Genomic DNA, 9,134 nt, shown 5'->3' on the forward strand with positions numbered 1-9,134 from the left:
ACACTCCAGTCGTGCGGCAGGTCCAATACCTTCCATTTAGAGTCGTTAAAGGATATGGATTGAGCTTCCTTCTCATCGTTGAGTATAAATTTCCAGCTGTCGGTGATCTTCTCAGAATATCCAAAGGATAACTGAGACGAGAGAGAGGTAGATAATAGACAGGCTACTATCATTAGTACCCATGTTAGTTTTTTCATAATCTTGTCAATATATTTGTAATTTTTTGATATTCCTTTCAATCTATTTCTAAAACATATACTTTCTGAGGTTCTATATCTGCCTTACCTTCTCCATCAACTTGCTCTACTTTTTGTACAAAAACATTTAATTTATTTCTATCCCGCCAAAGCTCTGTATCATAGCTTGGTTCCCATGAGCCAACAGGAAAATCAGTTAAATCCTGTATTTTCCATTTATTCTTTTTTATATTTTTACAGACAGCGACAGAAACCTTTTCCAATCGCTCTTCATCTCTGAATAGAAGATATAAACTAATCGACTTACCTCTAATATGAGCCATGACCTGAGGTCGTGAGACAGGTATACGTTTCGTACCGACTCCTTTGAGAGAAAAAGGAATTTTCCTAAAACCCAGATCCAGATTGTTCCATTTTTTTCCATCGTTATATACAATATGATACTGTGGTATTTCAGTATCTTGTGATCGCCAGTAGGTAGCAATATACGGATTACCTTTAGAGTCTGTCGTCATGGAAGTTTGATTTATCAATTCACTATTTTGTGGAATATGGCACGCAATTTCTGATTTTTCGGAGGTGATAGGTAATGTATATTTCTTTCCTTGCGAGCTTATCCATGTCATACCACCATCCTCAGATCGAGCATAACAGAGATCATGATTAGTAGCGACATCAGGAGTTTCACGCCATACCCACGATAGATGTATTACATTTTTATTATCGACGCAAGCCTGCCAATAAGCATTCCTTTTCCCTTGTCCATCGATCAGATTTTTGTGTAATTGCGTCCATTCTTGTGTTTGAACATTATAACTGTTCAACACAAGGTTTCCCCTACCCGATTGTCCGTCACGATACATGAAGACAAGATTTCCATCAGGCATCTTAAAAAACTCGGGATAAGTGACATTCGTTTCATGACTTCCCGTCATTGATAATTTATCTGTTAATTCTAATGAATATGGAGTTTTACTTTTTGCATAACGCAAGGGGTGTCCATGATGATCCCACGAAACATGTAAATAACCGTTTCCATCTGCCATTATACTAATAGAATTATGTGCATCGGAAACATTCCCCTTATATTGAGTTTTATTAATCTCCCATTTTTCTGTTCCAATATTCCGCTTACCTAACGTGAGAAATCCATCCGGATCGTAATAAGCTATAAACTGAGTATCGCGATGAGTAACCAAAGAGTTCTTACGAAAAACAGTTACATTAACAGAATTATTAGACCAGCCATTAGCTACAGGTACTAGTTTCTGTGCTTGAATGGATATTGATATAAAGACTGTGATTAAAACAGCGTATATTTTAGAATTCATATCATTAATTTTCTGGTATAGAATATCAGGCAATTATCTTTTCTGGTATACTCTGACATAATCTATCTGATATATCAGAGGAAAGGCATTATTGTCGGGAGTACCACCATTGACACCTCCAATTGCCAAATTTAACAAAATAAAATGAGGTTGCATGAAAGGATTCTTATAATTTCCGAGCGATCCGTTTTTAGTATCAGACAATAATATCTCATTTAACAATTCATCGTCAAGATAGAGACGGATTGCATCCTCATCCCAATCCATTCTCCAAATATGGAATTTATAAGTCCATAAAGGATCTTTATCCGTGAAATGAGAAAAGGGTGTTACAGACGAATCCCAGTTAGCATGATACCTCTTATTTGTACCCCATGCAGCATTGGCCAATATATGAGGAATCTCGTTGATACGATAGTATTCCATAATATCAATTTCTCCATTAGAAGGCCATTCCATACAGTTACCCAACGTCCAGATAGCAGGCCAAGCTCCGCCAGCAGTAGGTATTTTTGCTCTTATTTCGAAACGACCATATAAAAATTCTTTATTTCCTGCAGTTTGTATAGAAGATGAAGTATATTCGGCGTATTCTCTGTTCTTTTGCCAATTGTCACTACCTGCTACAAAATTAGGATTCTTTACCCGTTCTTTTTTCCCATAAATATTTAGCACACCGTTTTGGCACACAGCATTATCTGCTTGATACCATTGTAATTCTTGGTTTCGTACAAATCCTATTTCATGAGTCCATACTCTAGGGTCAGGTTGTCCATTATAATTGAATTCATCATTCCAAATAAGATTCCATCCTGATATTTCTTTAGGGAACGTATTATCCGGTAATATCTGGTCGAAAATCTCCAGATTCCACTTGTCCATCCATTTAAGTTTAGGCATACCATTCTCAAATAAAACAGGTAACCATATGTATCTTCCATCTATTGGCTTAGTAGGAGTCCATCTGTCACCCATATAAATGAACGCATCTTTTTTTCCTACCACAGGTAGTATGTATGTGCTTTGTGAATGGAATGTCAAATCCGCATCTTCTCCTACACAAGGATTAGCATGCAGTCTCCATGGGCCCCATATATTATCGGCAGTGAGTAAACGTGCAGCATTGGGAGCCCACCCCGTACAACCCGACGTGATCATGAAATATTTCCCGTCTTTCTTAAATATTGACGGGGCCTCGTTATGCCCACCCGGTTCTACACGTATGTATTTTCCTGTATATCCTAAATAATCGTCAGTTAATTCAGCTATTTGTAAAGTCAAATTCTCTTCGGAAGAATAAATATGATATGCTTTACCATCATCGTCAACGTACAGTGTCATATCTCTGGACATTTGTCCTTCTGAAAAATCGCGACGAACAAACAACCCGTTATCTACAGCTTTGCGCCATTCAGGTGTCCACCATTTTTCAAAGTCTATCACCTTCGCCGTCTCTGTCTGTTGCTCGGAAGACATATTTAACGGCCAAACACCCAGATTTACACGCCCCGACTTTAAGAATTGATACGGTCCTATAACATTATCGCTTGTAGCAATGCCGACATGCGCAGCAGCATAACCTTTTCCTTTAAGTTCGAGATGAAAGTACATTACAAACTTTTTCGTTTTTTCATTATATATGACTTTAGGACGTTCTATCGTACAACCTTTTACAATAGGGCTATCCTCATCATTTTCTACAACAGGAAGTGCAATCCCCTCATTCTTCCAATTATATAAATCTTCCGACGAATAACATGTTACTCCTATAAGAGCGGCATTTGACCTTTCTCCTTTATGTTCTCCGAACCAATAGTATCTCCCACTATGATATAGAACACCTCCTCCATGAGCATTAATGTGACTTCCGGTATCATCGAGCCAATACTGACTGGGTAAAAAGGAGTCATTTCCTATAAGAGTATTAGATGAATACATCTTCCCTTGATCCTGGAATAGGAAAATTGTAAATAAGAGAAAATATAAAATTCTTTTCAAAATCATATTTATATAATTAGAAAGTGTAAAAACAGGAGACTTCTCTTAATTTAGAAGCCTCCTGATTGATTGTCTAATAAAACTTATTTTAATTAATAAGTTGGTGTTATTTTCATCCTTGTAGACTTTCCCTACCCTATCTTAGTAACAATGTTAATTATTCTGTTAGAAATTCATCATTTACGGCATCTTCCCATTTTTCCCATTTAGGAGTAGTAGGATCATAACCATCATAGCCATAGTTTTGGCTAAGTTTACCCTTATTGTTAGCTGTAATAGCAGAGTTAGGAATAGGCCAACAGAAATTACATTTATCCATTTGATAATTAAAAGTATTAGGACGAACACTTCTTGGGCCCTGATTATACATTCCATAACGCGTAACCCTTTTATACCAGTAACTTCCACCACTAGCTACATCTGTTCCAGACTCTTTATACAGAGTATTTACATCATATGTATTTCCCCATTCATCAGGTTTTCCACTCAATGCAAGACAGTATGAAACTCGCTTTAGTTCTACATTACGCCATTCTTCTAAATAAAGTTCGCGGGCGCGTTCATCCATAATATCACCGATGGTAACTGTAGTGTAAAGCTCGGTACACTTAGCTCTCTTTCTTACTTCATTTACATCAGATGCAGCTCCAGATGAATCTCCCAGATAGAACTTAGCCTCTGCTCTGAGTAGATACGCTTCTGCCAAACGATAGAGATACCAGTCGGCAATACCTCCATTAGTAGCCCCATTAAACTGATTAGCACCACGATTAGCTTCTGCTACCACGTCATTCAAATATATCTTGTATTGAGGCCAGTCGAACCAAACACGAAGCGAATCGGTACATAACAAATCACCTGTTTCCGGATGTTTAAACATAATATTTTTACCAAACCACGCTGATGACGGATCGTTATACTTAATTGAATCCATTCTGCCCCAGTTACCAACAGTACTATTATGACGCAAGTCGCCTTTATCATCTACTCCATTTACTTTCCACATTGTATTGGTAGCAAACCAAGTCAGACGCCATGTAGCAATACCACGCCCAATAGACCTGATATAATCGTAATTAGGATTGTAGTTTGCATTATTACGAGCATAATTCTGCACCGCTTGTTTTCCGTCAGGCGTCTTCAAGTCTGATCCACTGGTGTAGCTAGGTCCAAAAATACGCATTGTAAGGAATTCTATCATCGACTCTGCTGTTGCACCACGATTCACCATTCCCATTATCACTTCTTTATTGGTAGAAGCAAGCTTATTTTCAGGGCGATGCAGATCCCATATTACATTACGAGTCACTTTCCATGTTTGAGGAGAATAACTATCTACAAATGAGCCGAAAGTGTCTTGCATCAACGAATATCCCGAATCATTAATCAGAATATCAGCCTGATCCTTAGCTTTCTGAAACTGACCAGTTACTAAATAACACTTAATAAGCAACATACGACAAGCCCCCTTGTTTATCATTCCCGCATATTTCATATCTTTTTGCTCCGGTACCCATTCTACAGCGAATTCCATATCTTTAGTTATCATATCCAGAATTGCTTCTTTTTTTGTAGAACGATAATTTTGTTTAGGTACTGAAAGGATTGTGGTTACCAATGGAACATCGCCGAATTGGAAAACCAAAGAAAGATAACGGAACGAACGATGGAAGTACGCTCTTCCCAGATAAGCGTTTTTAGTAGTTTCGTCCAAACCTCCTACATTATTAATAAAAGTCGTTATAGTATTGGCATATTTTATCCCATTATAGGTCTCATCCCAAAAATAGCTTCTCCAGTCACCGGCGTCGTATCCGGCACTACTTGTAGGTGTCATCTGTTTTGCTACATCGCTAAACAAGGCAGAATCATCTGTTTTACTTGCTACCGATAGTTCGGAGAATAGATATTCTGTGCCGATCGGTACAGATATATTTCTGTTCTCGTAGCTTGTCCAATAAGAACGAAGGTGACGGTCTGCCTGAGCCAGCACAGCCTGCATTCCCGATTCAGTAGTAAATGTAATGCCCGGCTCGTAAAACGACAATGGGTCTGGTTTCAGGAAATCATCGGAACAACCGCCTAAAAATAATGAACTGCACATTGCGGCTACCAGCCCTATTGCTGATAATCTTTCTTTCATATTCTTATATATCTTTTTCATGTTTAATTACGGTTTAGAAGGTTAAATTTAAACCAATCGAATAAATACGGGAAGCCAAACCTCCATTGTTGTTGGCCCCTGTTTCAGGATCACCATATTCCCAGTCTTTTTTCCATACAGCTACATTACGAACAGAACCAAATATTTTCATATTTTGCACATCAAATTTTTGCAACCATGTTGCAGGCAATGTATAACCTACTGATATATTCTCGAGACGAATAAACGAGCGATCATGAAGTCTACCCGCAGTAACTGCTCCTGTAGGCCCTTGCGCATTTAAGCGTCCATATTCATTAGTGGGATTATCGAGAGTCCAATATTCTTTAGAATATGTATTCAAGCCATTTGTTATTAACGAACCGGCATTGTCCTGATTCAAATAATATGTTTCAAGTGATTTATGTCCCATATAAGAATATATACTGAACGACAAACTGAGATTTTTCCACAAAGTAAAATCGTTGCGAATCGACCAATGAATAGGAGGAGATGTTTTCCCTAAAAATTGTTTGTCATTATCATTGTACACCGGAGTAACTGAACCATCTGAATTTATCTTGTCATCGGCTGTATAAAAGTTTTCCACTTTAGGATCACCTGGTTTTTGCCCATATCTGGCTGCTTCTTCGACTTCATCTACTTGCCATATTCCCGTTACTTTATAGTCCCAGATAGTACCGATAGCCTGTCCGATAAACCAACCATTTGTTTTATCGTCCATTTCTTTTGTTCCTACAACTTTTCCCGAAGCATCAAGTACATCCTCATACTGATAATATAGATGTTTGATTTGATTCTTATTATAAGAGAATCCCAGAGTAGTCCTCCACTCAAAATTGTCATTCTTCATATTAAGAGTGTTAATAGCAAACTCCACCCCTTTATTCTGCACCTCACCAAGATTGGTACCTATGCCTGAAAAACCTGTAAACCCGGGTAGACGTTGCGTCATTATCATATCGTGCGTAGTAATTGTGTAATACTCCAGATTACCAGTAATGCGATCGTTAAGAAAGCCATAATCCAATCCGAAATTCCATGCTTCTGTCTTTTCCCATTGCAGATTTGGATTAGCCATACGATCGATACGTAAATAATTCATGTTAACCAAATTACCGGAACCATCCAGATATCCTTGCTTTTTATCTGTCACAAGATTGGCTATTGATATATATGGATTTTCAAGTTGACGATTACCATTTTTACCCCACGAAGCGCGCAATTTTCCGGAACTCATTGGCTCCCATTTAAAGAAATCTTCATTAACAAATGTCCAAGCCAGTGCTACTGAGGGGAAAGTGGCATGAGGATAATTCTGTCCGAATGCCGAATATCCATCACGACGAACCGAAGTTGTTATCATATACTTATCATCATACGAATAGAATAAGCGAGCCAAGAGAGCATCTGCCGTATAATGTGTATCTTCTGACGAATAAGAACTTTTTGTCTTATCACCGTCCTTTGTATTATGGAAGCCCAATACATCTGATGGTAAAATATTGCGTGCTTCTATCCTGTCTTTCCAGAATCTTTGCTCTTCAGCTTCCTGTACCAAAGTAAGATTTACTTTATGTTTTTGTGCAAAAGTGTAGTCCCAATTGATCGTATTGTTTATAGACCAGTCGAAGCGTTTTGCTTGCTCACGATTTACCAATCCTCCCGTACTTACCCAATCCGGATGTTTAGAAGATTCGAAATAACGGTCATAGAAATACTGATAACGTGGTGCACCATTGAAAGAGTATGTGATATTGAAAGGCAGTTTCACTTTAGCAGTAAAAATACTATTCAATACCTGATAACCTTTCTCTAGCTCCATATACTGACGGTTGTAATCATAACTCCATCCATAATTCTGACTGGCACCCATAGGACGATACACTAAGTTTCCATCACTGTCACGGTAAGATGCATACGGACTAAGACGAACCTGATTCGCATCCCAATAATTATGACCTAACCCCGGCTGAATATCGCCATCGCTACGATCCTGAAAGTTCACATTTGCACTAATCTCAAGCCATTTGGTTACTGTACCCGAAAGTTTCAGATTGGCTCGAACAGATTGGTATTCATTACCTACAACCGCACCTTCATTTTTAAGGTAACCAAGAGACATATAATAGTTCATCCGGTCACTAGCTCCAGATACACTGGCATTATAATCCTGATTGATCCCTGTGCGGAAAGTATGATCATACCAGTCGAAAGAATTACCATCAAGATAATTTTGAAGTACAATATCACTCAGATTTAAACGTCTGGCATATATACTAGCATCAGATTCTCCGGCTGTATTTGTTGTATATCCACGCCAGGTTTCAGGCGAAACTCCATATTTGGATAAATTGTTTGGATTATCATAATATCCATATTTTCCTTTAGTAGTCCCTGACTGATAGGCTTCATATTTACCTGTTTCAGTATTTACACCATAAGTTCCAGTCTTGTACCAGTCTTCGCGATATTGCATATATTCATCAGGGCTAAACACTTTGCGGTAATCGCTCTTGGTAGTAACCCCGAAGTTTGCACTTACATTTACTACAGGTTTACCTAATTGACCTTTTTTTGTAGTAATGATAATAACACCGCTAGCTGCTCTTGCGCCATAAACTGAAGCAGCTGAAGCATCTTTCAATATATCAATCTGTCCTATATCGTCGGGATTGATTTCCGATAATTCACCATAAAACATCATTCCGTCGAGGATAATCAACGGATCATTGTGCCCTCCTCCTGTACTAACCGAGCGTTGACCACGAATCTGCATTGAACCTCCACCTTTTGCATCCGCACTATATCCTACAGACAGACCGGGCGTTCCACGAAGAATGTCCTGAACTGTCTTTGGATTTTCGTTAGCTAATTTATCTGGACGAATTTGAATTATTGATCCTGTCAGGTCTTTCTTTCGCATAGTCCCATATCCTACAACTACGACCTCATCAAGTAATTTAGAATCTTCAGTTAGCTTTACTGCGATAAAAGATTGGTTTCCGACAGCTATTTCCTGTTTATTATACCCTATATATGATATAACAAGTGTAGAGGTTGGCGCTGCTTGCAACGTAAACTTTCCATCAATGTCTGTAACTGTACCGACAGTGGTACCTTTCACTACTACCGAAACTCCAATCAGGGCTTCCCCGGTTTCGGCATCAGTTATTGTTCCTTGTACTGCCTTATTTTGTGCAGTTATACCTAATGATAGAAACATTAGGGTAAAGAATAAGAGAAGAAATCTTGAAATGTCAATCATCCGTTTCTCTTTACTTTTCAAATGAGTACTTTTTCTCATAGTAATTAATTAATTTAATAAGTAATAGATTCGTTTTTCAATAAGGACTTCACTATCGACAGAAGTTTTCAGAAATTCAATGTATTAGATAAAAACATCAAGAATGCTTATTTCGGATAGGGACTACTATCCGAAAT

5 protein-coding genes are annotated in these 9,134 nt (G+C 38.1%); all 5 read right to left on the minus strand.

Features of this window, described 5'->3' with window-relative positions; all coding sequences use genetic code 11:
- On the minus strand, window positions 1–197 hold a 197-nt coding region (locus tag JGH11_RS17785; protein ID WP_201114047.1), incomplete at its 3' end, for a hypothetical protein.
- 38 nt (window positions 198–235) lie between these two features.
- The gene (locus JGH11_RS17790; protein ID WP_201114048.1) at window positions 236–1,528 is read right to left on the minus strand and encodes a BNR repeat-containing protein; all 1,293 of its coding nucleotides are present in this window, start codon (window positions 1,526–1,528) and stop codon (window positions 236–238) included.
- 33 nt (window positions 1,529–1,561) lie between these two features.
- Window positions 1,562–3,466 (minus strand): family 16 glycosylhydrolase, encoded by a 1,905-nt coding sequence (locus JGH11_RS17795; protein ID WP_236264134.1) that lies wholly within the window; start codon window positions 3,464–3,466, stop codon window positions 1,562–1,564.
- Window positions 3,467–3,683: 217 nt separating this feature from the next.
- A complete protein-coding gene (locus tag JGH11_RS17800) occupies window positions 3,684–5,690 on the minus strand; it encodes a RagB/SusD family nutrient uptake outer membrane protein (RefSeq protein WP_201114050.1) in 2,007 nt (668 codons plus the stop codon).
- 13 nt (window positions 5,691–5,703) lie between these two features.
- The gene (locus JGH11_RS17805; RefSeq protein WP_201114051.1) at window positions 5,704–8,997 is read right to left on the minus strand and encodes a SusC/RagA family TonB-linked outer membrane protein; all 3,294 of its coding nucleotides are present in this window, start codon (window positions 8,995–8,997) and stop codon (window positions 5,704–5,706) included.
- Window positions 8,998–9,134: the final 137 nt, after the last annotated feature.

The organism is Dysgonomonas sp. Marseille-P4677 (assembly GCF_016652235.1).
Lineage (GTDB): Bacteria > Bacteroidota > Bacteroidia > Bacteroidales > Dysgonomonadaceae > Dysgonomonas.

Bases quoted from the DNA above. Each gene is read 5' to 3' on its own strand.
- JGH11_RS17790 (WP_201114048.1), bottom strand. From the start codon at position 1,528: ATGAATTCTAAAATATACGCTGTTTTAATCACAGTCTTTATATCAATA.
- JGH11_RS17795 (WP_236264134.1), bottom strand. From the start codon at position 3,466: ATGTATTCATCTAATACTCTTATAGGAAATGACTCCTTTTTACCCAGT.
- JGH11_RS17800 (WP_201114050.1), bottom strand. From the start codon at position 5,690: ATGAAAAAGATATATAAGAATATGAAAGAAAGATTATCAGCAATAGGG.
- JGH11_RS17805 (WP_201114051.1), bottom strand. From the start codon at position 8,997: ATGAGAAAAAGTACTCATTTGAAAAGTAAAGAGAAACGGATGATTGAC.